Origin of the sequence: Sphingomonas adhaesiva (genome assembly GCF_036946125.1) — a bacterium.
GTDB classification, from domain to species: Bacteria; Pseudomonadota; Alphaproteobacteria; order Sphingomonadales; family Sphingomonadaceae; genus Sphingomonas; species Sphingomonas adhaesiva_A.
Genome location: NZ_JAQIJT010000002.1, coordinates 2,142,438 through 2,167,783, shown reverse-complemented (window position 1 = coordinate 2,167,783; position 25,346 = coordinate 2,142,438). Strand labels below are relative to the sequence as shown.

The window sequence follows — 25,346 nt, the reverse complement described above, 5'->3', positions numbered from 1 at the left end:
CGTGCATAGCGCCAATCGCCGCCGCGGCGCGGGGGCTTATCGGAACGGGAGGATCGCGTGAAGGCTTTGACGAAGGTGGCGGCATTGCTGCTCGCGACGGCGGCGTGGATGCCGGCCCTGGCGGACGTGCCGGTCAACGGCGGTCCGTACAACGTCAGCGTGCTCCCCGGCGGCATCGGGGCGGAACGCGCGATCGAGGGTGCGGCGGGCACCGCGCTGGCGGCGGAGGGCGCGCCCTACACGCTGTCCGCCTGGGTGAAGCCGGACGCGAAGCAGGCGGGCGTGGTGCCGCTGATCGGTATCGGTGCCGCGCGCGAGCTGGTGCTGGCGGACGGGCGCCTGACGCTGGTCGACGGCGCGACGCGCATCGGTGGCGCGGCGATCGCGCCCGCGCGGTGGACGCATGTCGCGGCGGTGTCGGACGGCGCGCGCGTCGCGCTGTACGTCGACGGGCGGCGCGTGGCGTCGGGCGCGGCGCGCTCGGCGGCGACGACGCCGGTGGTGACCGTGGCGCGCGCGACGCCGGGGCAGCCGCATTTCGGCGGGACGCTGGTCGGCGCGACCGTGGATGCCGCCGCGCTGGACGCGCGCCGCATCGCGCAGGCGGCGGCTACCCGCCCCGACTTCGCCAACGTCCAGCTGTGGCAGGTCGGCGTCGGCTGGCCGTTCCAGAAGCAGGCGAACATCGGCCTGACGCAGCAGCAGGATGCGTGGACGCTGCCGCAGTCGAGGGACAATGCCTATACCGCGCCGGTCGCCAAGCCGGTGGTGGCGAAGCCCGCGACCCAGGCGCTGGCGCCGGGGCGGTGGCAGATCAACGGCTGGCAGCTGGCCGCCGCACCCGAGGTGGCGGCGGGCGGCGCGGCGCTGTCGCGGCCCGGCCGCGCGGGCGGGACGTGGCGCGCAGCGACGGTGCCGGGCACGGTGCTCCAGACCTTGGTCGATCGCGGCGTCTATCCCGATCCCTATTACGGGCTGAACAACCTCAGGATCCCCGAAAGCCTGGCGCGGCAGGATTATTGGTACCGCACCACCTTCACCGTGCCCGCCGAAGCCGCGGGCAGGAGGCTGACGCTCGTCTTCGGCGGGGTGAATTACGCCGCGGAGATGTGGGCCAACGGCGCGCCGCTGGGCACGACGCGCGGCGCGTTCATCCGCGGGCAGTTCGATTTCGTGCCGGTCGCGGGCGAGAACGTCATCGCGGTGAAGGTATCGCCGCCGCCGCACCCCGGCATCCCGCACGAGCAATCGGTGAAGGCGGGCGTGGGCGAGAACGGCGGGCAGCTGGCGATCGACGGCCCGACCTTCGTCGCGACCGAGGGGTGGGACTGGATCCCCGGCATCCGCGACCGCAACACGGGGCTGTGGCGCCCGGTCGAGCTGGTGGCGCACGGCAACGTCCGCATCCTCGATCCGCATGTCGTCACCGACCTGCCGCTGCCGCGCACCGACAGCGCCGACGTCTACGTCACGGTGCCGATCGACAATGCCGGTGCCGCCGCGCCGGTGACGGTGAAGGTCGCGTTTGAGGGCGTGACGGCGGAGAAGACGGTCACCGCGCCCACGGGCCGCAGCGAGGTGAAGTTCACCCCGACCGAGTTCGCGCAATTGAAGGTCGCCAACCCGAAACTGTGGTGGCCCAACGGCTATGGCGAGGCGCATCTGTATAACGCGACCTATCAGGTCAGCGACGCGTCGGGCGTGTCCGACAGCAAGGCGGGGCGGTTCGGCATCCGCGAGGTCAGCTACGACCTGTCGCTGTTCGATGCGAAGGGGCAGGCGCGGCGCGTCAACGTGCAGACCACCGACGGCGCGCTGGCGGGGACCAAGCTGATCGACGTGCGCCATCAGGCGATCAAGCAGACCCCGACCGGCTGGGCGGAATCGCTGACCCCGGCGGGCGAGGTGTCGAGGGCGGTGACCGCGATCACCCAGACCCTGCCCGAGCCGCATATGACGATCCGCGTCAACGGCGTCAGGATCGCCGCGCGCGGCGGCAACTGGGGCATGGACGACGCGATGAAGCGCGTCAGCTACGACTGGCTCGCGCCGTTCTTCCGCCTTCAGAAGGAGGCGCATATGAACATCATCCGCAACTGGATGGGCAACAACAGCGAGGACGAGTTCTACGACCTGGCCGACGAGAACGGCATGATGGTCCTGAACGACTTCTGGCAGTCGACGCAGAACTTCCAGGTCGAGCCCGACGATGCCGCGCTGTTCCTGGCGAACGCGCGCGACACGATCGCGCGCTATCGCAACCACCCGTCGATCATCCTGTGGTTCGGGCGCAACGAGGGCGTGCCCTATCCGACGCTGAACGAGGGGCTGGACGACGCCGTGTTCGAGCTGGACGGCACGCGCTGGTTCACCGGCAGCAGCAACGTCGTGAATCTGCAGGGGTCGGGGCCGTACAACTACCGCCCGCCGGTCGGCTATTTCACCGACCTCGCCACCGGCTTCTCGGTCGAGACGGGAACGCCGTCGCTGTCGACCGCGGAGTCGATCGCCAGCTACGTGCCCGCGGGCGACCGCTGGCCGCTGGGCGACGTGCTGGCGTACCACGACTGGCACTTCGCCGGGAACGGCGACACGAAGACGTTCATGCAGACGCTGTCGACGATGTTCGGCCCCGGCCGCGACTTCGCCGATTTCGAGCGCAAGGCGCAGATGATGAACCTGGAAACCCACAAGGCGATGTACGAGGGGTTCCTGGGGCATCTGTGGACGAAGAACAGCGGGCGGCTGCTGTGGATGACGCACCCGGCGTGGCCGTCGAACGCGTGGCAGATCTATTCGTGGGACTATGACACCCATGCCGCCTATTACGGGGCGAAGAAGGCGACCGAGCCGCTCCACGTCCAGCTGAACCTGCCGGGGAACGAGCTGGTGGTGCTGAACACCACGCAGGTCGCGATGCCGGGGATGCGCGCGACGGTGCGGGTCGTGGGCCTCGACAATCGCGAGCTGTTCACGCGCACCGACACGGTCGATGCCGCGGCCAATGCCGCGACGCCGCTGGCGGCGGTGCCACTCGACACGTTGTTCGCGGCGAACCCGATGGTGCTGGTCAGCCTGAAGCTGGTCGATGCCGCGGGCAAGCCGGTGTCGGAGAACTTCTACTGGCGCGGGCGCGACACCGCCTCCTACCGCGCGCTGGAGGCGATGGCGCCGGCGACGCTGACCGCCAGCGCCGCCGCGCCGGTGACGGACGGGGCCGACAAGGTGGTGACGGTGACGCTGGCGAACACGGGTACGGTCCCGGCGCTGAACGCGAAGCTGACGCTGGTCGACGGCGCGGGGAAGCGCATCCTGCCCGCCTATTACAGCGACAATTACGTCGCGCTGCTGCCGGGCGAGACGAAGGCGGTGACGGTGCGCTATCCCGCGACGGTCGCCGCGACCCCCGCGCTGACGCTGCGCGGGTGGAACGTCGCCGAGGCGAAGGTGGCGGCGCGATGATCGCCGCGTTGCTCGCCGCGGCGCTCGCGTCGGTCCAGCCGGTGGCCGCGACCGAGGCGGGGGCGGTGCGCGGTACGGTCGCGGGGGGACATGTCGTGTTTCGCGGCATCCCCTTCGCCGCCCCGCCGGTGGCACAGCGGCGCTGGTCGCCGCCCGCCGCGCCGGTGCGATGGAAGGGGGTGCGCGATGCGACCGCCCCCGCGAACAGCTGCCCGCAGGCGGATTATGGCTGGAACCACGGCGATTATGCGTTTCAGTCGGAGGATTGCCTGACGCTGGACGTCGGCACGACGTCGCTGACGGGCCGGCGCCCGGTGCTGGTGTGGATCCACGGCGGCGGCAATTACGCCGGGTCGCCGGGGGACATGGTCGAGACCGCGATGGTCGCCAAGGGCGTCGTCGTGGTCGCGGTGCGCTATCGCCTCGGCGCGCTCGGCTTCCTGCATCGTCGCGACGGCAGCGGCGGCAATCTGGGCGTGCAGGACCAGATCGCGGCGCTGCGCTGGGTACGCGCCAATGTCGCGCGCTTCGGCGGCGACCCGGACATGGTGACGATCGCGGGCGAGAGCGCGGGCGCGCAGGACGTCGGCGTGCTGATCGCCGCGCCCGCCGCGCGCGGGCTGTTCCGCCGCGCGATCATGGGCAGCGGGACGCCCGGGTTCGGGCTGCCGTGGCGCAGCCGGGAGGAGGCGTGGCGGATGGGGGACCAGTTCGACGCGCTGATGAAGGTCGCACCCGCCGATCTGCGCCGCGCCGCGCCGGGCGCGGCGATCGCGGCGGGCGAGCAGCTGCACGATCCCGTCCTGACCGCGGACGACTATCGCTGGCTGCGCACCACGATCGACGGCGCGGTGCTGCCCGATACGCCCGAGCGGCTGATCGCGGCGCGGCCCGCGCTCGACCTCTTGATCGGGACCGATCGGTTCGAGCTGGACCTGCCCGGCGGGCGGACGCGGCGCGACGCGTTCGTCGCGACCGCGTTCGGCGCGAACGAGGCGAGGGCGCGCGCCTTCTACCGGCTGGACGAGCCCGACCCCGCGCCGGACGCGCGGATGGGGACGCGCGACCAGCAGATCGCGACCGACGCCACGTTCCGCTGCCCCGCGCAGCGCATGGCGCGGCTGGTCGCGCGCCAGGGCGGCCGGGTGTGGAGCTACGAGTTCGACGAGGCACCCGGCGGCCCGATGACGCATCACGCCGCGGAGATACCGTATCTCTACGGCGACAAGCGGCTGGGGGCGCTGCACCTGATGGACTATTGGGCGAACTTCGTGAAGACGGGCGACCCCAACAGCGAGGCGCTGCCGGCATGGCCCGCCTATGGGGCGCAGGGGGCCTATCTGGCGCTCGACACGACGGGGGCGCGGCCGGCGAGCGGGCTGCGCGCGGACATCTGCCAATGGACGGACAAGCTATGATCGATCGGCGTACCCTCTTCGGCGCGGCGGCGCTCGCGGGTCTGGCCGCCACCGCCGCGCGGGCCGACGACGCGGCGGAGGCGAGGCTCAAGACCGACTGGCCGTGGCTGGGACGTTATGCCGAGGACAACCGGCGGCTGATCGCGTCGGGCGCGGGTACCGGCATCGTCTTCATGGGCGATTCGATCACGCAGGGGTGGATCGACAAGCGACCCGCCTTCTTTACCGCGGGGCGTGTCGACCGCGGGATCGGCGGGCAGACCACGCCGCAAATGCTGTGCCGCATGATGGCGGACGTCGTCGCGCTGAAGCCGAAGGTGATGCACCTGATGGCGGGGACCAACGACATTGCGGGCAATACCGGGCCGATGACGGTGGCGCAGACGCAGGACAATCTGACCGCGATGGTCCAGCTGGCGCGCGCCAACGGCATCCGGGTGCTGGTCGCGTCGGTGCCGCCCGCGGCGAACTTCCCGTGGCGGCCGGGGCTGGACGTGCTGACGCCGATCCGCACGATCAACGCCTGGCTGCGGCGGAGCGCGCCCGCGATGGGCGCGACCTTCGTCGACTATACGCCCGCGCTGGCGGATGCGGCGGGCGCGATGAAGCCGGGGCTGGCGTCCGATGGCGTCCACCCGACCGCCGAGGGCTATGACGCGATGGCGCGCGTGCTGTCGCCGGTGCTGGCGCGGCTGGGTGTCTGATCGCGAGGCGCAGCGCGCCGCCGACCGCGAACGCCGCGCGCAGGAGCGGATCGCCGCCGCAGAGGCGCGCACCGCGCGCCGGCAGGAAGAGCGCGAGGCGGGGATGCGCTCCCGCGAACAGGCGCGCGAGGCGCGTCGAATCGAGGAGGAGCAGCGGCGCAGCGCCAGGGTAGAGGGGCGGGTCGAGGAGCGCGACGCGCGGCCGAGGCGGCGCGCGTCGACGGGCGCGCTGGCGCGGACCGGCGAGGCGCGGGTGGAGCGCGACGTGCGCGGCTATACGACCAACGTGGATCACGCGCGCATGGTGGAGCTGGCGCGGCGCGGGGCGACGGTGGCGGGGCTGGCGACGGTGTTCGGCGTGACCGAGGACGCGGTGCGCGCGGTGCTGGCTGAGGCGGAAGACGCCTGACGGTGCCCCCCGGGGACCGCTTCGTCACCCCGGCTTGAGCGAGGCCGCCGCGAGACTTCCTGCCTGTTCCCCGGCGAAGGCCGGGGCCCAGAGTTGCAGGTCCCATAAGGCGTTGTTCTGCTTGGCCCTGGGCTCCTGCCTGCGCAGGAGCACGGCATGCGCTCGGTGCTGTTGCGCCCGTTTTGCAAAGGTGCCGCCCCGGGTCAGACCCGGGGTGACGCGTTGGGGAAGTGTGCTCTTATGCCGCCACCGGCGCCCTCTTCTTGCGCACGATCGTCTGCGCGTTGGTATATTCCAGCAGGCCCTCGACCCCGCCCTCGACGCCGACGCCCGACTGCTTCATGCCGCCGAACGCCGCGGTCGGCGACAGGTGCTGCGTTTCGTTGACCCAGACGGTGCCGCTGGCGATGCGCTGCGCGATCTCCAGCGCCTTGTCCTCGTCATTGCCCCAGACCGAGCCGCCCAGGCCATAGTCCGTGGCGTTGGCGCGGCGCACGACGTCCTCCAGATCGTCGAACTTCAGCAGCGGCAGGACGGGGCCGAACTGCTCCTCCTGCACGATGCGGCTGTCCTCCGGCGGGTTGTCGAGGATGGTGACGGGGATGAAATAGCCCGGTACGTCGGCCTTCTCGCCGCCGACCAGGAACTGATAGCCCTTGTCCTTGGCGTCCTGGATCAGGTCGAGCACGCGGTCGTACTGCTGCTTGTTGTTGAGCGGGCCGATCTGCGTGCCCTGCTCCGCGCCGTCGCCGACCTTCACGGTCTTCGCATAGGCGACCAGCGCCTCCTTCAGCGGCTCGTAGATGTCCTCGTGGACGTACATCCGCTTGGTCGCGATGCAGATCTGGCCGTTGTTGCGGAACGCGGCCCAGAACAGCTCCTCGGCGACCTTTTCGACATCGACGTCGGGCATGACGATCGCGGCGTCGTTGCCGCCCAGCTCCAGCGTGACGCGCTTCAGCGTCGGCGCCGCGGACTGCATCACGCGCCGGCCGGTCGCGGTGGAGCCGGTGAAGCTGATCTTGTCGAAGCCGGGGTGGCTGGTCATCCACGGACCCAGATCGTCGCCGCCGGTGACGATGTTGAGCACGCCCGCCGGCAGGATACCGGCGGCGATCTCACCGAACTTCAGCGTGGTCAGCGGGGTGAAGGGCGACGGCTTGAGCACCATCGTATTGCCCGCCAGCAGCGCCGGGCCGACCTTGAACATCGCCAGGATCAACGGGAAGTTCCACGGCGAGATCGCCCCCACGACGCCGAGCGGCACGTGCCGCGTCTCGCTGTAGCGGTCGGCCGAATCCTCGTTCACCGTCACCGGCAGGTCGAGCTGCGACGCGCCCATCAGCCAATAGCCCGCGCCCATCACCTCGCCCTGCGCCTCGGCGTGCGGCTTGCCCTGTTCCTGCGTCAGCAGGCGCATGAAGGGATCCGCCTGCGCCATCACCGCCTGGCCCAGCGCCATCAGCTTGGCCTTGCGCTCCGCAATCGGGGTCGCGGCCCAGGCGGGAAAGGCGGCACGCGCGGCGTCGACGGCCCGATCCAGATCCTCGCGCGTGGCGTCGGGCACCCGTGCAATCACTTCCTCGGTCGCGGGATTGACGACGTCGAAGGTCGCCGTGCCGCGCACGCGCTCGCCACCGATCAGCATCGCGTAATCATCGTCGAACGTCATCGCATCGCTCTCCTGCAAACCGCTATCGACGGCGGCATAACAGAAGTCATGGCGGCCGCGCCAGAGGGGGCGATGGCCGCTTCCTGCGGCGTTTCCGGCACAATCGTGCGGTGGCGTGCGAGGATCGCGCGCTGGGTCGCGCGCGGGATCGGGCCGGTGCGGGCGAAAAATGCGATGTCGTGCGCGGGGCCGGGCAGTTTCTGGTTGGCGATCGCGACGCCGGTGGGCAACGGTCCGCGGATACCGTAGCGTCATGCCGGAACGAGGATCGCGATCATGGCTCATTTCCCCCCGCCCGCCGCCGACGCGCCGCCGGTCGCGCCGCCGCCATGGTATCGGCACCTCTACGTCCAGGTGCTGGTCGCGATCGCGGCGGGGGTGCTGCTGGGGCATTTCGCGCCGGCCACGGGGGAGGCGCTGAAGCCTTTGGGCGATGCGTTCATCAAGCTGGTGAAGATGATTATCGCGCCGGTGATCTTCCTGACGATCGTGACCGGGATTGCGGGGATGCGCGACCTGGCCGCGGTGGGACGCGTCGCGGCCAAGGCGTTCGGCTATTTCCTGTTCTTCTCGACGCTGGCGCTGATCGTCGGGCTGGTCGTCGCCAACGTGGTGCGGCCGGGGGCGGGGCTGAACATCGATCCGGCCACGCTCGATGCGGGCAAGGTCGCGGATTATGCCGCCAAGGCGCACGACAGCACGCTGACCGGCTTCCTGCTGGGGGTCATCCCCGACAGCTTCCTGTCGGGGCTGACCGGGGGCAACATCCTCCAGACGCTGTTCGTCGCGATCCTGTTCGGCATCGGCCTCGCGATGATCGGCGAGCGCGGCGCGCGGGTGCTCCACGCGCTGGAGGACCTGTCGCTGGCGGTGTTCAAGGTGGTGGCGATCCTGATGAAGGCCGCGCCGATCGGCGCGTTCGGCGCGATGGCGTTCACCATCGGCAAGTACGGCGTCGGCACGCTCGCCAACCTCGCCGCGCTGGTCGGCACCTTCTACCTCACCTCGCTGCTGTTCGTGATCGTCGTGCTGGGCGCGGTGGCGCGGTTGTGCGGCTTCTCGATCCTGAAGCTGATCGCCTATCTGAAGGCGGAACTGCTGCTGGTGCTGGGGACGTCCTCGTCGGAAAGCGCGCTGCCGAGCCTGATCGAGAAGATGGAGCGCGCGGGTTGCCCGAAGTCGATCGTCGGGCTGGTGGTGCCGACGGGCTATTCGTTCAACCTGGACGGTACCAACATCTACATGACGCTGGCGGCGCTGTTCATCGCGCAGGCGTGCAACGTCGAGCTGACGCTGGGGCAGCAGCTGTTGCTGCTGGGGGTCGCGATGCTGTCGTCGAAGGGGGCCGCGGGGGTGACCGGCGCGGGGTTCATCACGCTGGCCGCCACGCTGTCGATCGTCCCCAGCGTGCCGGTCGCGGGCATGGCGCTGATCCTGGGCGTTGACCGCTTCATGAGCGAATGCCGCAGCCTCACCAACTTCATCGGCAACGCGGTGGCCACCGTCGTCGTCTCGCGCTGGGAAGGAAAACTGGACCGCGCACAGTTCGATGCGGCATTGGCGGGCCGCGCCGCACGGGTCGACCAACGGGATGCGGATGCGGTTTCGGCGGGTTGAGGGGGAATGATGATGACGACGTTTCGCGCTGCGGGGGCCACCGCAGCGCTCGTGATGGCGCATGCCGCGGCGGCGCAGCAGGTGGCGCCGAGCGAGGCGGGGGGTACGCGCAATCCCGCGACGCCGACCGTCACCTCCTATCCGCAGGCGGCGGCGGGCGACGGGGCCAATACCAACGGCTACAACCTGTCGCGCTGGGCCGAGGACTGGAGTGCATTGCGCGACCCGGCCAAGCGCCGCGATGCGCTCGACGCGCTGAAGTTCATCCCGGCGGACGAGGACGGCGACGTCTATGTCACGCTGTCGGGCGAGGCGCGCGCGCGCGTCAACCTGACCACCAATCCCAATCTGCGCGAGACGCGCGCGCAGCGGCAGGACATCCGCCGGCTGGTGCTGGGCGCGGACGTGCATGTCGGACCGCACCTGCGCGGATTCGTCGAGGTGGCGCACGGCGGCATCTCCGGTATCGCGCTGGGCGTGCCCTCCGCCGCGCTGCGCAACGACCTGGTGGTGCAGCAGGCGTTCGCCGAGGTGGGCGCGGAAGTCGCCGGGGCGGAGCTGGGCGTGCGCTACGGCCGGCAGGAGTTCACCGACGGCCCGAACCTGCTCGTCTCGCAACGCGACAACAACACCATCCGCTACACGCTGAACGGCTGGCGCGGCTGGGCGCGCACCGCGACGATGCGCGTCGACCTGTTCGACCTGAAACCGACGCAATACGGCGACCTGGGCGCGGACGACGACGTGATCGACCCCGCGCGCCGCTTCTCCGGCATGACGCTGGGGCTGGTGGTGCCCCGGACGTGGCTGGGCGGGTCGAAGCTGTATTTCGACCCCTTCCTGTGGCGGCGGCGCAATGCGGTGGGCGCGTGGGGCGGGCGGATCGGCCCGGCGACGCGCTATTACGCCGGGGCGCGGCTGTGGGGTGATGCGGGGCGATGGACGATCGACTGGTCCGCGAACCACCAATGGGGCACCTATATCGACCAGCAGGTCGATGCGTGGCAGGTGTTCATGGCGCAGACCTATCGCCTGGGCGCTTCGCCGCAGGCGGTGCGCGTCGGCTTCCACGCCGATTATGCGAGCGGCGGCGGCGGATACGGCGACGGCAAGCTGCGCAACGCCTATGCCCCGTTCGGCAACAACATCTATTACAGCTACGGGCTGTTCCTGACGCCGTCGAACCTGATCGCGGTGGCGCCCAACGTCACCGTGTCGCCGACGAAGCGGCTGCGCGTGACCGCGGAATATCAGCTGGCGTGGCGCGACGACGTGCGCGATGCGGTGTACCGCGCCAACGGCCAGCCGTTCGCGGGGACGCAAAACGTGCGCGATGCGAAGATCGCCGATGTCGCGCGGTTGCAGGCGATCTGGTCGATCTCGCCGCGGCTGTCGATGACGGGGCGGTACGAGCATTTCGTCGCGGGACCGTCGCTGACCAGGGCGGGCTATCGCAGCTCCGACTTCCTGGCGGGGTGGATCAGCTTCCGCTTCTGAGCCGCGCTCAGGTCGAGGCGCGGACGATCAGTTCGGGGGGGATGATCGCGCAGGGCGCATCCTCCCCGCCGATGCGGCGCAGCAGGCGGTCGACCATCAGGGCGGAACCCTGCACCAGATCCTGGCGGATGGTGGTGAGCGGGGGCGACATCTGCGCCGCCAGCGTGACGTCGTCGAAGCCGATGACGGCAAGGTCGCCGGGAACCGCCAGACCCGCCGCCGCCGCCGCGCGCATCACGCTCATCGCGGCGACGTCCGACGCGGCGAAGATGCCGTCCGGCGCGTCGCCCGCGGCGAAGCGCGCGGCGGCGGCGGCGTGGACCGCGTCGGGCTCCATCGCGCAGGCCAGCAGTTCGGGCTCGACGCCGCGTCCGCCCGCCGCGTCGCGAAAGCCGGTCCAGCGATCCGCGAATTCGGGCGGGGCGGGGTCGCCGACGAACAGCAGCCGGCGTCGACCGCGCTCCAGCAGATGCGCCGCCGCCATCGCGCCGCCCGCGATATTGTCGGTTCCGATCGTGACGTGGCGCTGCCCGGGGCGGTGCGATCCCCAGACGACCAGCGGGCGATAGCGCTCCGCCGTCCGCTCGATCGCGTCATATTGGTCGGACTGACCGATCAGCAGCAGCCCGTCGATCCGCCCGCCGTCGACCAGATGCTTCAGCCAGTCCGATCCGTCGGGCAGCACGCGTGAGAGCAGGATGTCGTAGCCGCGCTCGACCAGCAGGTCGGCCAGGAACCCCAGCAGCGACAGGAAGAAGGGGTCCGTCAGATGCTGCCGCCGCGCATGGCCGAGCGGCATCGCCAGCCCGATCGCCCCGGTGCTGCGCATCCGCAGGTTGCGCGCCAGCTGATTCGGGCGGACGTCGTGTTCGCGCGCCAGCGCGACGATTCGCTCCTGCGTCGCCTTGCTGACCGCGGGATGGCCCGACAGCGCGCGCGACACCGTGGCGGTGGAGACACCCGCGATCGCAGCGAGATCGGCCAGTTTCATCGGCATGACGAACCCTCCCTATCGCGGACCGCGGCGCAGGGCGAGGGGCAGGCGCCGGCGCGGATGATGGTCGCGGGTGACCAATCGGCTGGCGTCGATGAAACAAGGGTAGAAGCGGGGGTTCGTCCGCCATCTGTATAAAGTCCGCCAAGATGTCGGCAGAGTTAATCTATGTTTCACCTGTTCCGGCTACCTATCGTGGCCTGGGAGGGGATGGGCGCCGAATGGCGACAGTCCACCGTCCGTTGGTGAGATTCGACATCGTCATCGCAGCGTCTTCGCGACGACGGTTCTACATCTGAGGGGTAACAAGATGCCGATCACTACGGTGACCGCAGCCGAGGACCTGTGTCTGCCGACGATCGGCACGCTGGCGCAGACGCTGCGCGACGCGCTGACCGCCGGCGCGTCGGTCCGGCTGGACCTGTCGGGGGTCGCGGCGCCGGACCTCAGCGTGCTGCAACTGGTGCAATCGGCGCGCGCCACCGCGGCGCAGGCCGGCGGGGCGCTGACCCTGACCGCGCCCGCCGGCGCCGCCTTGCGCGCCGTGCTGGAGCGCGCCGGCTTCCTGACCCGACTTTCCACCGCAGACAGCGAATTCTGGTTCCACGGAGATACCGCGCAATGACCGCTTCCATCCTGACCGTCGACGACAGCGCGAGCCTGCGGATGGCGATCCGCATCGCCCTGACCGGCGCGGGCTATGCCGTGACCGAGGCCGCCGACGGCGCCGAGGGCCTGGCGAAGGCGACCGCGTCGCGCTTCGACCTGATCGTCACCGACCTGAACATGCCGAACATGGACGGGCTGGAGATGATCCGCGCGCTGCGGCAGCAGCCGGCGCAGGCGGGCGTGCCGATCATCTTCCTGACCACCGAATCGGACGATTCGATGAAGGCGCAGGCCAAGGCCGCGGGGGCCACGGGCTGGCTGGTGAAGCCGTTCCAGCCCGAGCAGCTGATCCGCGTCGCGCAGAAGGTGCTGGCGCGGTGAGCGAGGATCCGACAGCCGCATTCCGCATCGAGGCGGGGGAGCTTCTCGAACAGGTCGAGCAGGGGCTGCTGGACCTGCGCGACCGGCTGGGCGACCTGGGCCTGGTGAACGCGGTCTTCCGCGGTCTCCACACGCTGAAGGGCTCGGGCGCGATGTTCGGGTTCGACGCGCTGGCGGGGTTCACCCATCATTGCGAAACCGCGTTCGACCGCGTCCGCAAGGGCGACGTGCGCGCCACGCCCGAGCTGGTCGACGTCATCCTGTCCGCGGGCGATCACATGCGCGCGCTGGTCGACGGTGCCGCCTCGCCGGCCGAGGGGCAGGCGATCCTCGACCGGCTCGCCGCGGCGGTCGACGCCGCCGCCGGGGTCGATGCACCGGGCGCCGCCGCCGCTGCCGTCGCGCCGGCCGCGACGCAGGGCTGGACGCTGACCTTCACGCTGCCGCCCGATGCGATGGCGAACGGCACCAACCCGCTGGCGCTGCTCGACGAACTGCGCGAACTGGGCGAGGCGACGATCGTCGCGCGCACCGATGCGATCCCGACGCTGGACGAACTGGTGCCCAACCATTGCTTCGTCGGCTGGGACTGCACGCTGATCGGCGACATCACCCGCGATGCGATCGAGGACGTGTTCCTGTTCGTCATGGACGACATGGAGATCACGATCGCCCCGCTCGCCAGCCAGGTGGAGGCCATCGACCCGGCGCCCGAGGCGGCGCCCGGGCCGGCGGCCGACGTCGTCGCGCCGCCCGTCGCGGCCAACGATGCCGGCAACCGGCAGCCCGCCGCCGCGGCGCGCGCGCAGGGCGAGCATGTCCGCGTGCCCGCCGAGCGGCTGGACGCGCTGATGGACCGCGTCGGCGAACTGGTCATCGCGCAGAGCCGGCTGTCGCAGCTGGCCGGGCATGGCCAGGACCTGGCGCTGCGCTCCGTGTCCGAGGAGATCGAGCGGCTGGCCGGCGAGATGCGCGACACCATGATGGTGCTGCGCATGGTGCCGGTGTCGACGCTGTTCGGCCGCTTCCGCCGCCTGATCCACGATCTGGCGATCGAGACCGGCAAGTCGATCGAACTGGTGACCGAGGGCGAGACGACCGAGGTCGACAAGACCGTGATCGAGCGGCTGTTCGATCCGCTGGTCCACATCATCCGCAACTCCTGCGACCACGGGCTGGAGACGGCCGGGGATCGTATCGCGGCGGGCAAGCCGGGCACCGGGCTGATCCGCCTCAGCGCGCATCAGGCCGGTGGCGAGGTCCTCATCACCATCACCGACGACGGCCGCGGCATCGCGCGCGACCGTATCCGCGCGAAGGCGGAGGCCAACGGCCTCATCACGCCGGGCCAGCCAATGTCGGACGACGAGCTGCTGGGGCTGATCTTCCACCCCGGTTTCTCGACCGCGGCGCAGGTGACGAACCTGTCCGGGCGCGGCGTCGGCATGGACGTGGTGAAGCGCACGATCGAGAGCCTGCGCGGATCGATCGTGGTGAAGAGCGTCGACGGCGCCGGATCGACGATCACGCTGCGCATCCCGCTGACGCTGGCGATCATCGAGGGGCTGCTCGTGCGGGTGGGCGAGGGGCGCTACGTCATCCCGCTGTCCGCGGTCGAGGAATGCCTGGAGCTGTCGCTGGAGGAGGACCTGCGCTCGCGCGGGCGCAGCATCATCACCCTTCGGGAGCGCCTGATCCCGTTCCTGCGGCTGCGCGAGGTGTTCGATACCGGCACCCGCCCCGATACCTATCAGAAGATCGTGGTCGTCGGCACCGGGGCCGAGCGGGTCGGGCTGGTCGTCGACCAGATCATCGGCAACCACCAGACCGTCATCAAGGCGATGTCGCCGCTGCACCGGGGTGTCGCGTCCTTCGCCGGCGCCACGATCCTGGGCGACGGCTCGGTCGCGCTGATCCTCGACATCGCCCAGCTCGTCGCGCTGGGCCAGCCACGGGAGGAGCGGCGCCTCGCCGCTGGATAAGCCGATGCCATACAGCAAGATACCGAACTGGACGCCGGAGCGCGGGCTGGAGGTGCTGACCTTCGGCCTGGGCGGAGAGACCTTCGCGCTGGAGGCCGGCATCGTGCAGGAGATCCTGGACGTGCAGCCGATCACCCGGGTGCCCGGCGCCGATCCGCTGGCCGCGGCGGTCATCAATTTCCGCGGGCGCATCGTGCCGCTGGCGGATCTGCGCGGATCGTTCGGCATGGAGGCGCACGCCACCACCGCCGACAGCCGCATCATCGTCATCGAACTGGAGCTGGACGGCGATCCCACCCTGATCGGGCTGGCCGCCGACCGCGTCAACGAGGTGACGGTGCTCCATGCGGGCGATGCGGAGGAGGCGCCGGTCATCGGCATCCGCTGGCCGCGCGAGCATGTCCGGTGCCTGGTGCGGCGCGCGGGCGACGTGGTCGTCCTGCCCGACCTGCCGCACCTCTTCGCCCGGCTGACCGGCCGCGCGGACGATCCGGTCACGTTGCACTGAACATTCGACCGCGCCGGTGCGCCGGTGCCGGGTCCATCCTGTCATCAATATCACGCCCTCTGGGGAGGATTTAACATGCGAGCTACGATCAAAATGAAGCTGGCGGCGAGTTTCGCCGTCGTCATCCTGCTGCTGCTGGCCGTCGTCGGCGTCGGCATCAGCAAAATGGGGGCGCTGAACAGCGCGATTTCCGAAGTGATCGCGGGTCCGGCCAAGCGGCTGTCGATCGCGCAGGCGGTCGACACCCAGCAGAGCCAGTCGCTGGCCGACCAGCAGTCGCTGATCCTGAACACCGATCCGTCGCTGATGCGCACCTATCGCGACCGGGTGGCCAGCGAGGAAGCCGACATGGAAAAGCTGATGGACCAGGGCCTGGCGCTGTCCATCGACCGGGATCGCCCGGCATGGGAAGCCGTCAAGCGTACCTGGGCTGAGACCAAGCCGACGTTCGACCAGATCCGCGAACTCGGCTTCGCCAACCAGAACGAAGAGGCGACCCGGCTGAGCAACGCGACGCAGACGAAGCTCCTGGACAAGTTCCAGCGCGACATCGATGCCCTGAAGGCGCTGCAGGCCAGGGTGATGGCGGATACCGACGAGCAGACCACCGCCCTGTACGAGTCCAGCCGCAACATCCTGCTGGGCACGGCCGCGCTGGCGCTGCTGGTCGCGATCGCCGGTGCCTTCTGGATCTCGCGCATCGTGTCGCGCGGGCTGAAGGTCGCGTCGGTCGCGATCGAGGCGGTCGCCATCGGCGACCTGGAGCAGGACGTGAAGGTCACGACCAACGACGAGATCAAGGATCTGGTCGATACGGTCAACCGCATGACCGCCAACCTGCGCCAGACCGCGCAGCTGGCCGATACGATCGCGAGCGGCGACCTGACGGTCGAGCACCAGCCGCTGTCGGACAAGGACATGCTGGGCCATGCGCTGGTGTCGATGGTCGAGCGCCTGCGCGGCGTCGTCGGCGACACCACGATCGCGGCACAGAACGTCGCGGCGGGCAGCCAGCAGCTGTCGTCCTCCTCGGAGCAGGTGTCGCAGGGTGCGACCGAGCAGGCCGCCGCCGCCGAGGAAGCGTCCGCGTCGATGGAGCAGATGGCGGCCAACATCAAGCAGAACGCCGATAACGCGACCCAGACCGAGAAGATCGCGCGCCAGTCGTCGCAGGACGCCGAAATCAGCGGCCAGGCGGTGCAGAAGGCGGTCGTCGCGATGCGCACCATCGCCGAGAAGATCGGCATCGTGCAGGAGATCGCGCGTCAGACCGACCTGCTGGCGCTGAACGCCGCGGTCGAGGCGGCGCGCGCCGGGGAGCATGGCCGCGGCTTCGCCGTCGTCGCCGCTGAGGTGCGCAAGCTGGCCGAGCGCAGCCAGACCGCCGCGGCGGAGATCAGCGGCATGTCGTCCGACACCGTGTCGGCCGCGACCGAGGCGGGCGAGATGCTGACGAAGCTGGTGCCCGACATCCGCCGCACCGCCGAGCTGGTGTCCGAGATCAGCGCGGCCTGCCGCGAGCAGGACATCGGCGCGGTGCAGATCAACGAGGCGATCCAGCAGCTCGACAAGGTGACGCAGCAGAATGCGTCGGCCTCCGAGCAGATCTCCTCCACCTCCGAGGAACTGTCGAGCCAGGCCGAGGAGCTGCAGGAGGGCATCGCCTACTTCCGCGTCGACGGCGTGGGCCATGGCAAGCCGAAGGCCGCGGTGCGCAAGCCCGCCAGCCGTCCGGCCGCCGCGACCAGGCCGGCGGCGAAGAAGCCGGCGGCGAAGGCGAACTCGGTCGCCGATCAGCAGGCGCGCGTGCGGGGCTTCGCGCTCGACCTGACCAACGGCGGCCCGGACGGCGAGGACGCCGAATTCGGACGCGCCGCATGACGACCGCCGGCCAGGACATCCAGGTCGTGGTCTTCGGGCTCGGGGAGGAGGAATTCGGCCTCCCCGTCGCCTCGGTCCGCGAAATCCTGGACCACCGCCCCGCCTATCGCGTGCCCGATGCGCCCGCATGGTTCCTGGGGCTGACCGACGTGCGCGGCCTGTCGGTGCCGATGGTGGACCTGCGCGTCCGGCTGGGCATGCGCCCGGCGGAGGCGACGCTGGCGACGCGCGTCCTGGTCGTCGACGTCGCTGCCGATCGCGGCGAGCCGCTGGCGCTGGGGCTGGTCGTGGACCGCGTGTCCGACGTCAGCACCTTCGGCCCCGACGCGGTCGAGCGCGCGCCCGACCTGGGCGGGCGCTGGCGCTCCGAACAGATCGACGCGATCCTGCGCCGCGGCGCCGGCTTCGTCGCGCTGCTGGACGTCGACCGCCTGTTCGGCACCGCCGGTGCGGGCGACGCCATCGCCGCACTGTCGCTCGCCGCCTGAACCGACCGGCCGACCGTCGCGATCCCGCGACGGTCGGCCGGCCTCTGCGCCCGCAGGGCTAGCAGGAGATACCCGTTGCGCAACGCCGCCCGTGTGCCGATCAACGACGATGTGCTGTCGCGCCGCGACTTCGACCGTCTGTCTGCGTATATCTATGACAAGGCGGGCATCCGGCTGCCCCCGGCCAAGCTGACGATGATCGAGGGGCGCCTGCGCCGCCGCGTCCGCGCCAACGGGATGTCGAGCCTGCGCGACTATTGCGCCTGGCTGTTCGAGGGCGATCATCTCGAGATCGAGAGCGAGCACCTCATCAACGCGGTCACCACCAACAAGACCGATTTCTTCCGCGAGCCCAAGCACTTCGACTATATGGTCGAGACCGCGCTGCCCAGGCTGCGCAGCGAGGGGAAGTCGCGGCTGCGGGTGTGGAGCGCGGCGTGTTCGACGGGTGCGGAGCCGTACACGCTGGCGATGGTGCTGGATGCCTTCGCCAGGGATCAGCGCGGCCCCGACTACGCCATCCTGGCGACCGACCTGGACAGCGAGGTGCTGCGCACCGCGCGGCGCGGGGTCTATCCCGCCTCGATGCTGGATCCCGTGCCGGCGTCGATGCGCGCGCGCTATTCGCTGCGCGCGACCGATCCGAAGCGCAGCGAGGTGCGGATCGTGCCGGAGCTGCGCGCCTCGGTCGGCTTCGCGCAGATGAACCTGATGGACGAGCGCTATCCGGTGGGCGATCCGATGGACATCATCTTCTGCCGCAACGTGCTGATCTACTTCGACAAGCCGACGCAGGAGAAGGTGGTGCGGCGGCTCGCCGACTGCCTGCGCCCGGGCGGGCTGCTGTTCCTGGGCCATTCGGAATCGATCACGGGCTTCGACCTGCCGCTCACCACGGTGGCGAACACCGTCTTCGCAAGGACGTGACGATGAAGAAGATCCGTGTGCTCATCATCGACGACAGCGCCAGCGTGCGCCAGGCGATGACCGCGATCCTGTCCGCCGATCCGCAGATCGAGGTGATCGCGGCCGCCGCCGATCCGTTCGCCGCCGCGCGTCACATCCAGAACGAGATCCCCGACGTCATCACGCTGGACGTGGAGATGCCGCGGATGGACGGCATCACCTTCCTGCGCAAGCTGATGAGCCAGCGGCCGATCCCGGTCGTGATGTGCTCGTCGCTGGTGGAGGAGGGGTCGGAGACGCTGCTCCAGGCGCTGGAGGCCGGCGCGGTCGACGTCATCCTGAAGCCGCGCGTGGGCGTCGCCGATCATCTGGCGGAGGCGCATCTGATGATCCGCGAGACGGTGAAGGGTGCGGCCGACGCGCGGATCGGCGCGCGCCGCGCGGCGCGTGCCGCCGCGCCCGCGCAGAAGCTGACCGCGGACGCCGTCCTGCCGCCGCCCACCGGCCGCGCGATGAGCCGCACGACCGAGATGGTGGTCTGCATCGGCGCATCGACCGGCGGGACCGAGGCGCTGCGCGAGGTGCTGGAGGCGCTGCCCGCCAACTCGCCGGGCATCGTCATCGTGCAGCACATGCCGGAAAGCTTCACCCGCGCCTTCGCCAAGCGGCTCGACGGACTGTGCCAGGTCGACGTGAAGGAGGCCGAGGACGGCGACACCGTGATGCGCGGGCGCGTGCTGATTGCGCCGGGCGGGCTGCGCCACACGATGCTGGAGCGGCAGGGCGCGCGGTACGTCGTATCGGTGCGCGAGGGGCCGCTGGTATCGCGGCACCGTCCGTCGGTGGACGTGCTGTTCCGCTCCGCCGCGCGCAACGCAGGCGCCAATGCGGTCGGCATCATCCTGACCGGGATGGGCGACGACGGCGCGCGCGGGCTGCTGGAGATGAAGGAGGCGGGCGCGCGGACCTTCGCGCAGGACGAGGCATCCTCGGTGGTGTTCGGCATGCCCAAGGAAGCGATCGCGCGCGGCGCGGCGGACCGGGTCATCCCGCTCGCCGGCGTCGCCCGCGAGCTGCTTCAGGCGACCGCGCGCTAGGAGATCGAACGATGGACATGAGCAGGATCGCGGGCGCAGGCGAGGGGGCGGAACTGGTGTCCGCCGGCGATGCGGCGCGCCATCTGGATACCAGCATGGCGGGGCTGGAGACGTGCTTCCGCACCGTCGGCGAGTCCCTGGCGGCGTCGATCGGCACGATCGACCGCATGGCCTCGGGACTCGACGAGATCCGGCGCTCGCTGGCGCCCGAAACCGCGGGGGCGGCGGTGGAGCGGTTGCGCCGGGTGGCGCATCGCCTGCGCACGCTGCCCGATGCGCAGCGGCGACGGGCGGACGAGATCGACACGCTGACGACGCGCACGCGCGAGCTGCGCGCCATGCTGGCGGAGATCCGCACGATCCTCGACCTGCTCGGCATCTACGGGATGAACATCAAGATCACCTCGTCGGGCGAGGCGGCGTTCGTCGACTTCGTGACGGGCATGGACGGCAAGCTGGAAAGCGGGCGGCGCGAGATCGCGCGGCTGACGCGGGAGCTGGACCAGTTCAACGGCGTGGTGGGCGACGTGCGCAAGGCCGACCGCCTGCTGTCCGAAGAGGGCGCCCGCGCCGGCAGCCACGTCCCCGATCAGCTGACCGCGAACGCGGGCGCGCTGCAGGAGCATGTCGACGCGGTGGTGCGGATGACCGACCGCGTCGGCACGATCGTGCGGACGGTGCAGGCCGAGGTCGCGCGCGTGCTGGGCGCGATCCAGATCGGCGACAGCGTGCGCCAGCGCGCCGAGCATTGCGTCACCATCCTTCAGCGCATCTACGATCCGCAGGCCGGGCTGATGCCGGCCGCGCGCGCGCATATCGAGCGGCTGGTCGAGGCGCAGCTGCGCGCGATGGCGGGCGATTTCCAGCAGGAGATCGACGCGATCGTCCGCTCGCTCGATCGTCTGGCGCCGCTGGCCGGGCAGCTGGGGGAGCTGATCGCGTCGCACGGCGGTGGCGGCGATGGGCGGATCCTGGAGATGCTGGAGCAGGATATCGCGAAGCTGGGCACCGTCACCGCGCAATTGTGCGAGGCGGATGCGCATCTGGCCTCGCTGACCGGGTTCGTCACGCAGACGCTGGGCGAGCTGGCGCAGGGACTGGAGCGGATCCAGCATATCGCGGTGGACGTGCAGGACATCTCCACCAACACGCGGCTGCTGTCGCGCCGTCACGGCGAGAAGGGGCGCGCGGTCGCGGTGATCGCCAAGGAGGTGGCGCCGTGTGCCACGAACCTCGACAAGCTGCGCGTCGCGGTCACGCATCAGATCGAGGCGCTGGGCACGATCGACCTCGTCCAGGACGGCGGGGCGGACGACGGCGGGCTGGTGCTGAACGAAGCGCTGGCGGTGGTCCGCAGCGCCTGCGACAGTTCCGGCGCGGCGATGACGCGCGGCGGCGACGAGGCGCAGGGCATCATCGCGATGCTTCAGGCGAGCGCCAGCGACCTGGGCGACCAGCAGTCGTTCACGCAGATGCTGCTGACGGTCGCCGACCGGCTGTCGCTCCAGTCGGCGACGGCGGACGGCGCCGAGCTGACCGCGGACGACGAGGAAGCGTTGCGCGAGCTGCTGCCGTGGATCGCGCGGCTCTACACGATGGCGTGCGAGCGTGACGTCCACGCGCTGTTCGTGCTGCCGGGGATGGAAGCGGCGGCGCCGCCGGCCCCCGCCGCGGTGTCGTTCGACGACGACGACGGGCTGTTCTGACGGGCTGAATCGTCCGGCGTCGTCTCGCCCGTCATCGCGGGCGGGGCGACGCGATCCGGGGCCCGGCGTGCGACGCTCCCGGATGGCTCCGTAATCCGCGCGGCGAGGGGTTTGATCCCGACAGACCAGCGCCACTGAATGCCCGCCCTCACGATAGCGCCGCAAAGCCTGTTTGCCCCGCCCCGGCGGAGGCCGGGCCCAGCACCGGCGCGCTCGCGACATGCCGTGAGGCGCCCCAACCGGGCCCCGGCCTTCGCGGGACCTTTGCAAAGGACCCGTCTTCGGGGAACGAAGGGTTTTCGAGCTGATGCGGCGGCGGTGCTACCGGCCGGATCAGATCGGCGAGCGATCGCTCCGGTGCGCCGGCTCCGCGGCGGACCGCGCGGTGACGTGGTCGTCGTGGACCACGCGGTCGCCCACCACCGGGCGTTCCACCACGCGCTCCTCGACGACGGGGCGCTCCTTCACCAGCCGCGCATTCTCGCGTTCCAGCTCGGCGACGCGCTTGCTGGTGGCGGCGTGCGCGTCGCGCTCGGCGGCGTAGCGCGCCTTCCACTTCTTGCCGCCGGGGTGGCTCGCCAGCCCGAACAGCCAGCCCGCGATCAGCGCGATCGCCACCGCGATATATTGCGTCGGCGTGGTGAACAGCATTGTGCGACCCTCCTGTTACGCCGTCTCAACGACAGGAGGGCGGGGCCGTTCCCCGCCGCAGCGAGGCGACGTTACTTCGGGCCGCCCTGGATGAAGCTGTCGTTGATCGAGCACGCCGCGGGGCCGAGGATGACGACGAACAGCACCGGCAGGATGAACAGGATCAGCGGCACCGTCATGATCGCGGGCAGGCGCGCGGCCTTTTCCTCGGCGCGCATCATGCGCTCGTTGCGGAATTCGGCCGACAGCACGCGCAGCGCGCTGGCGAGCGGGGTGCCGTATTTCTCGGTCTGGATCATCGTCGTGACGACGCCCTTCACCGCGTCCAGATCGACGCGGGTGGCGAGATTCTCGAACGCCTGGCGCCGGTCGGTCAGGAAGCCGAGCTCGATCGCGGTCAGCGCGAATTCCTCGCCCAGTTCGGGATAGGCGCGCCCCAGCTCCTTCGACACGCGGTGGAACGCGGCGTCGACGGTCAGGCCGGCCTCGGCGCAGATCACCAGCAGGTCGAGCGCGTCGGGCAGCCCCTTGCGGATCGCATCGCTGCGCTTGTTGATCTTGTTCTTCAGGTACAGGTCGGGCGACTTGTAGGAGAGGACCAGCGTCACCGCGACCAGCGCATAGCGCTTCAGCGGATTCCAGTCGGGGAAGGAATCCATCGCATAGACATAGACGATCATCAGCCCGCCGAAGACGACGGGCATCACCAGCCGGCCGAAGATGACCGCGACCGCCCACTCCTTCTTGCGGATGCCGGCCTGGAGCAGCTTGAGCTGCGCGACCTTCACCTGCTCGTCCTGCAGCACGCGCAGCGACGACAGGAACGTGCGCAGCCGGTCGGCGGTCTCGTTCTTCTGCACCAGCTTCGCGCGGCGCTTGCTGGTGGAGGCGGTGATGCCCGCCTTCAGCTGCTCGCGCCGGTCGTTGAGCGCCTTGACGCGGCGCGCCATCGGATCGCGCACGCCGAGCGCGGCATAGATCGCCAGGAACACCGCCGCGGCGGCGATGCCCGACAGCATGGTCGCCAGCGTGACGACGTCGAATCCCATGAAGGTGGCGCGTGCGGGTTCCATGGGTCAGATCTCGAAGCTGATCATCTTGGACATGATGAAGGCGCCGATCCCCATCCAGACGAACCCGCCGCCGCCGACCGTCATCAGGCGCACGTCGCTGAAGAAGCCGGCCATGTAGGGCGGGTTTATCATGTAGATCAGCGCGAAGACGATGAACGGCAGCGCCCCGATGATATAGGCCGATGCCTTGGATTCGGACGACATCGCCTTGATCTTCAGCTTCATCTGACCGCGCTGGCGCAGCACGGTGGCCAGGTTCTGGAGCGTCTCCGCCAGATTGCCGCCGGTCTCGCGCTGGATCGCGATGGTGATGACGAAGAACTGGAATTCGGGCGTGCCGAGGCGGTCCGCGGTCTCCTGAAGCGCGACGTCCATCGAGCGGCCGATCTTCATCTTGTCCGACACCGAGCGGAATTCCTCGCCGACCGGGCCGGGCACTTCCGCGCCGACCACCTGCATCGTCTCGGAGATCGGGAGGCCGGAGCGCAGGCCGCGGACCAGCAGCTCGATCGCATCGGGGAATTTGGCGGTGAACTTCGCGACGCGGCGCTTGATGACCTTGCCCACCACCACGTGCGGGATGCCCGCGCCCAGTGCGAGGCCGAGCAGCAGCGCGAGCAGCAGCGGCGCCCCCTTCAGCATTAGCGCGACCGCGGCGAACAGCGCGATGCCGACGGTGGCGAAGCCGTACTGGCCCACCGTCCATGCCTTGCCCGTCATGTTCAGCCGCTTCTGCAACTGCTCGACATTGGGCAGGAGCCGCATCGCCGCGAGATCGGCCTTGGTCGCGCTGCGCCCCGTGATGCGGCGCATCTGCGCCTCGATCGCGCTGCCGGGCGACGCGGTGTGCCGTTCGCGCACCGCCGCCAGCCGACGCGTGCCCGCCTTCTGCGCCGAGGGGCCGGCGAGCGCGAACAGGATCATGCCCAGCGCCATCAGGGCACCGAGCGCGATCAGCAGGAGCGGGAGCATGGGCATGGAAGGAGGCGGTCCGGCAGGAGGAGAGGGGGAAGGGGGCCTATTTCTTCCGGGCCACCAGCCCCTTCAGGTCGGTGAAGCGCGCCATGAGCGATGCGCCCTTGCGCGCGCCCGTCGCACCGCCGTCGCCGCCGTCGTCGGCCGCGCTGAGCAGCCGGTCCGCCAGATCCGCGAGCGGCGCCACGGTCTTGGACACCTTGCCGGTCTCCGCCAGCGGCTTCCCCAGCTTCGCCGATTGCGCGGCCAGCTTCTGGTCGAACGGGATCGCGACATCGACCTTGCGCTCGATCGAGGTCTCGAAATCCTTGCGCGTGATCTCCGCTTGTGCGCCGGGATGCATGCGATTGACGGCCAGCGTCACCGTGGCCTGCGGCGCGTGCGTGCGCAGCCACGACAGCAGGCGGATGGTATCGCGCGCGGCGGCCAGCGTCAGCTCGGTCACCAGCACGATCGCATTGACGTCTGACAGCAGGTGCGGGTGCTGCACCAGCATCGCGCGCGGCAGGTCGAGCACGCTGCACTCGAACGCGTTGCGCATCTCCTCGTGCAGCTGGTGATAGGCGGCGCCGTCGGTCACGATCGGATTGCTGATCGGCGCCTCGGCCGATAGCACCGACAGTTTCTCCGACGCCTTCACCATCGCGCGTTCGATGAACAGCCCGTCGATGCGGCTGGGGTTCTCGATCGCGTCGGTCAGCCCCCGGCCCGGCTCCAGGTCGAGCGCGAGCGCGCCGGTGCCGAAATGCACGTCGAGGTCGAGCAGCGCGGTGGTGCGCTTGCCGCGCTCGCTCATCAGCCATGCCAGCGACGTCGCCAGCGTCGATGCGCCCGCGCCGCCGCGCGTGCCGATCACCGCCACGCCGCAATGCGGGCGGTTCATCGCCATGTCCGACACCTTGGGCGCGTTCATCACGTTGTGCGCCTGCGCGAAGGCATCGCGCAGCGCATCGGCGCCCAGCGGCTTGAGCAGATAGTCCTGGATGCCGCTGGCCAGCAGGTCGCGGTACAGCCGCACGTCGTTGACCTGCCCCGCGGCGATCACGATCGTGCCGGGTTCGCACACCTCGGCCAGGCTGTTGATGTCGCCCAGCGGATCACCCGATTCGGCGAGGTCGACGAACAGCACGTGCGGGCTGGACGTCACCGACAGCGTCTGCACCGCGTTGCGCACGCCGCCCTTGTAGACGTTGTCGACCGGCCAGCCGAGCTCGGCCGCGATCGGGCGCAGCTGCTCGACGGAGGCGTCGTCGCAGGCGAAGGCGAGGAACGGCGTGCGCGTGCCGGTGCTGCCGGGTTTCCAGGGCGCGTTCATG

General features: G+C 70.3%; 22 protein-coding genes. 15 read left to right on the top strand and 7 right to left on the bottom strand.

The window, feature by feature from the left end:
• Positions 1 to 57 precede the first annotated feature (57 nt).
• The 4 genes from PGN23_RS16560 to PGN23_RS16545 are packed head-to-tail and all read left to right on the top strand — an operon-like array spanning position 58 to position 5,993.
• Positions 58 to 3,462 carry a glycosyl hydrolase 2 galactose-binding domain-containing protein gene (locus PGN23_RS16560; protein ID WP_335304153.1) on the top strand — a complete coding sequence of 1,135 codons (3,405 nt, stop codon included), beginning with the start codon at positions 58 to 60 and terminating at the stop codon, positions 3,460 to 3,462.
• The gene (locus tag PGN23_RS16555; protein ID WP_335304152.1) at positions 3,459 to 4,880 is read left to right on the top strand and encodes a carboxylesterase/lipase family protein; all 1,422 of its coding nucleotides are present in this window, start codon (positions 3,459 to 3,461) and stop codon (positions 4,878 to 4,880) included. The genes PGN23_RS16560 and PGN23_RS16555 overlap by 4 nt, the downstream gene beginning before the upstream one ends.
• Positions 4,877 to 5,584 (top strand): GDSL-type esterase/lipase family protein, encoded by a 708-nt coding sequence (locus PGN23_RS16550; RefSeq protein ID WP_335304151.1) that lies wholly within the window; start codon positions 4,877 to 4,879, stop codon positions 5,582 to 5,584. Before PGN23_RS16555 ends, PGN23_RS16550 begins: the two co-directional genes overlap by 4 nt.
• Entirely contained in the window at positions 5,577 to 5,993 is a 417-nt protein-coding gene (locus PGN23_RS16545; protein ID WP_335304150.1) for a hypothetical protein, read from the top strand. The genes PGN23_RS16550 and PGN23_RS16545 overlap by 8 nt, the downstream gene beginning before the upstream one ends.
• 238 nt (positions 5,994 to 6,231) lie before the next feature.
• On the opposite strand, the gene PGN23_RS16540 is transcribed toward PGN23_RS16545, so the two are convergent.
• Both PGN23_RS16540 and PGN23_RS16535 read right to left on the bottom strand, forming a co-directional pair.
• Positions 6,232 to 7,665 (bottom strand): aldehyde dehydrogenase family protein, encoded by a 1,434-nt coding sequence (locus tag PGN23_RS16540; protein ID WP_335304149.1) that lies wholly within the window; start codon positions 7,663 to 7,665, stop codon positions 6,232 to 6,234.
• The gene (locus PGN23_RS16535) at positions 7,662 to 7,895 is read right to left on the bottom strand and encodes a hypothetical protein (RefSeq protein ID WP_335304147.1); all 234 of its coding nucleotides are present in this window, start codon (positions 7,893 to 7,895) and stop codon (positions 7,662 to 7,664) included. Before PGN23_RS16535 ends, PGN23_RS16540 begins: the two co-directional genes overlap by 4 nt.
• A 46-nt stretch (positions 7,896 to 7,941) precedes the next feature.
• On the opposite strand from PGN23_RS16535, the gene PGN23_RS16530 reads away from it, so the two are divergent.
• Complete coding sequence (locus PGN23_RS16530; protein WP_335304145.1) at positions 7,942 to 9,282, top strand: dicarboxylate/amino acid:cation symporter; 1,341 nt, start codon at positions 7,942 to 7,944, stop codon at positions 9,280 to 9,282.
• 12 nt (positions 9,283 to 9,294) lie between these two features.
• Positions 9,295 to 10,779, top strand: coding sequence for an alginate export family protein (locus PGN23_RS16525; protein ID WP_335304143.1), 1,485 nt, complete (start codon positions 9,295 to 9,297; stop codon positions 10,777 to 10,779).
• A gap of 7 nt (positions 10,780 to 10,786) precedes the next feature.
• Here the strand turns inward: PGN23_RS16525 and PGN23_RS16520 are convergent, their stop codons facing one another.
• Positions 10,787 to 11,776 (bottom strand): LacI family DNA-binding transcriptional regulator, encoded by a 990-nt coding sequence (locus tag PGN23_RS16520; protein WP_335304142.1) that lies wholly within the window; start codon positions 11,774 to 11,776, stop codon positions 10,787 to 10,789.
• A gap of 307 nt (positions 11,777 to 12,083) precedes the next feature.
• Between PGN23_RS16520 and PGN23_RS16515 the strand changes: the two genes are divergently transcribed.
• The 9 genes from PGN23_RS16515 (at position 12,084) to PGN23_RS16475 (ending at position 21,331) form a co-directional block, all read left to right on the top strand.
• On the top strand, positions 12,084 to 12,398 hold the full coding sequence (locus tag PGN23_RS16515; RefSeq protein ID WP_335304141.1) for an STAS domain-containing protein: 315 nt from the start codon (positions 12,084 to 12,086) through the stop codon (positions 12,396 to 12,398).
• Positions 12,395 to 12,763, top strand: a complete 369-nt coding sequence (locus tag PGN23_RS16510; RefSeq protein WP_335304140.1) for a response regulator — start codon at positions 12,395 to 12,397, stop codon at positions 12,761 to 12,763. The genes PGN23_RS16515 and PGN23_RS16510 overlap by 4 nt, the downstream gene beginning before the upstream one ends.
• Positions 12,760 to 14,745 (top strand): chemotaxis protein CheA, encoded by a 1,986-nt coding sequence (locus PGN23_RS16505; protein ID WP_335304139.1) that lies wholly within the window; start codon positions 12,760 to 12,762, stop codon positions 14,743 to 14,745. Before PGN23_RS16510 ends, PGN23_RS16505 begins: the two co-directional genes overlap by 4 nt.
• A gap of 4 nt (positions 14,746 to 14,749) precedes the next feature.
• Complete coding sequence (locus PGN23_RS16500) at positions 14,750 to 15,253, top strand: chemotaxis protein CheW (RefSeq protein WP_335304137.1); 504 nt, start codon at positions 14,750 to 14,752, stop codon at positions 15,251 to 15,253.
• Positions 15,254 to 15,328: 75 nt separating this feature from the next.
• Positions 15,329 to 17,134: a methyl-accepting chemotaxis protein gene (locus PGN23_RS16495; RefSeq protein ID WP_335304136.1), complete on the top strand. Its 1,806-nt coding sequence runs from the start codon at positions 15,329 to 15,331 to the stop codon at positions 17,132 to 17,134.
• A complete protein-coding gene (locus tag PGN23_RS16490; RefSeq protein WP_335304135.1) occupies positions 17,131 to 17,622 on the top strand; it encodes a chemotaxis protein CheW in 492 nt (163 codons plus the stop codon). The genes PGN23_RS16495 and PGN23_RS16490 overlap by 4 nt, the downstream gene beginning before the upstream one ends.
• A 75-nt stretch (positions 17,623 to 17,697) precedes the next feature.
• Positions 17,698 to 18,549 (top strand): CheR family methyltransferase, encoded by an 852-nt coding sequence (locus PGN23_RS16485; RefSeq protein ID WP_335304134.1) that lies wholly within the window; start codon positions 17,698 to 17,700, stop codon positions 18,547 to 18,549.
• A 2-nt stretch (positions 18,550 to 18,551) separates the two neighbouring features.
• Entirely contained in the window at positions 18,552 to 19,625 is a 1,074-nt protein-coding gene (locus PGN23_RS16480) for a protein-glutamate methylesterase/protein-glutamine glutaminase (RefSeq protein WP_335304133.1), read from the top strand.
• Positions 19,626 to 19,636: 11 nt separating this feature from the next.
• Positions 19,637 to 21,331, top strand: coding sequence for a hypothetical protein (locus PGN23_RS16475; RefSeq protein WP_335304132.1), 1,695 nt, complete (start codon positions 19,637 to 19,639; stop codon positions 21,329 to 21,331).
• Positions 21,332 to 21,664: 333 nt separating this feature from the next.
• On the opposite strand, the gene PGN23_RS16470 is transcribed toward PGN23_RS16475, so the two are convergent.
• The 4 genes from PGN23_RS16470 to PGN23_RS16455 all read right to left on the bottom strand — a co-directional run bounded on the left by PGN23_RS16470 (position 21,665) and on the right by PGN23_RS16455 (position 25,345).
• Positions 21,665 to 21,982: a hypothetical protein gene (locus PGN23_RS16470; RefSeq protein WP_335304130.1), complete on the bottom strand. Its 318-nt coding sequence runs from the start codon at positions 21,980 to 21,982 to the stop codon at positions 21,665 to 21,667.
• Between the two features lie 71 nt (positions 21,983 to 22,053).
• Complete coding sequence (locus PGN23_RS16465) at positions 22,054 to 23,055, bottom strand: type II secretion system F family protein (protein ID WP_335304129.1); 1,002 nt, start codon at positions 23,053 to 23,055, stop codon at positions 22,054 to 22,056.
• 3 nt (positions 23,056 to 23,058) lie between these two features.
• Entirely contained in the window at positions 23,059 to 24,033 is a 975-nt protein-coding gene (locus PGN23_RS16460) for a type II secretion system F family protein (RefSeq protein WP_335304128.1), read from the bottom strand.
• Positions 24,034 to 24,073: 40 nt separating this feature from the next.
• A complete protein-coding gene (locus PGN23_RS16455) occupies positions 24,074 to 25,345 on the bottom strand; it encodes an AAA family ATPase (protein ID WP_335304127.1) in 1,272 nt (423 codons plus the stop codon).
• Position 25,346: the final 1 nt, after the last annotated feature.

Bases quoted from the DNA above. Each gene is read 5' to 3' on its own strand.
- PGN23_RS16465 (WP_335304129.1), bottom strand. From the start codon at position 23,055: ATGGAACCCGCACGCGCCACCTTCATGGGATTCGACGTCGTCACGCTG.
- PGN23_RS16460 (WP_335304128.1), bottom strand. From the start codon at position 24,033: ATGCCCATGCTCCCGCTCCTGCTGATCGCGCTCGGTGCCCTGATGGCG.
- PGN23_RS16525 (WP_335304143.1), top strand. From the start codon at position 9,295: ATGACGACGTTTCGCGCTGCGGGGGCCACCGCAGCGCTCGTGATGGCG.
- PGN23_RS16555 (WP_335304152.1), top strand. From the start codon at position 3,459: ATGATCGCCGCGTTGCTCGCCGCGGCGCTCGCGTCGGTCCAGCCGGTG.
- PGN23_RS16455 (WP_335304127.1), bottom strand. From the start codon at position 25,345: ATGAACGCGCCCTGGAAACCCGGCAGCACCGGCACGCGCACGCCGTTC.
- PGN23_RS16500 (WP_335304137.1), top strand. From the start codon at position 14,750: ATGCCATACAGCAAGATACCGAACTGGACGCCGGAGCGCGGGCTGGAG.
- PGN23_RS16470 (WP_335304130.1), bottom strand. From the start codon at position 21,982: ATGCTGTTCACCACGCCGACGCAATATATCGCGGTGGCGATCGCGCTG.
- PGN23_RS16520 (WP_335304142.1), bottom strand. From the start codon at position 11,776: ATGCCGATGAAACTGGCCGATCTCGCTGCGATCGCGGGTGTCTCCACC.
- PGN23_RS16515 (WP_335304141.1), top strand. From the start codon at position 12,084: ATGCCGATCACTACGGTGACCGCAGCCGAGGACCTGTGTCTGCCGACG.
- PGN23_RS16480 (WP_335304133.1), top strand. From the start codon at position 18,552: ATGAAGAAGATCCGTGTGCTCATCATCGACGACAGCGCCAGCGTGCGC.
- PGN23_RS16510 (WP_335304140.1), top strand. From the start codon at position 12,395: ATGACCGCTTCCATCCTGACCGTCGACGACAGCGCGAGCCTGCGGATG.
- PGN23_RS16475 (WP_335304132.1), top strand. From the start codon at position 19,637: ATGGACATGAGCAGGATCGCGGGCGCAGGCGAGGGGGCGGAACTGGTG.
- PGN23_RS16540 (WP_335304149.1), bottom strand. From the start codon at position 7,665: ATGACGTTCGACGATGATTACGCGATGCTGATCGGTGGCGAGCGCGTG.
- PGN23_RS16495 (WP_335304136.1), top strand. From the start codon at position 15,329: ATGCGAGCTACGATCAAAATGAAGCTGGCGGCGAGTTTCGCCGTCGTC.
- PGN23_RS16530 (WP_335304145.1), top strand. From the start codon at position 7,942: ATGGCTCATTTCCCCCCGCCCGCCGCCGACGCGCCGCCGGTCGCGCCG.
- PGN23_RS16490 (WP_335304135.1), top strand. From the start codon at position 17,131: ATGACGACCGCCGGCCAGGACATCCAGGTCGTGGTCTTCGGGCTCGGG.
- PGN23_RS16550 (WP_335304151.1), top strand. From the start codon at position 4,877: ATGATCGATCGGCGTACCCTCTTCGGCGCGGCGGCGCTCGCGGGTCTG.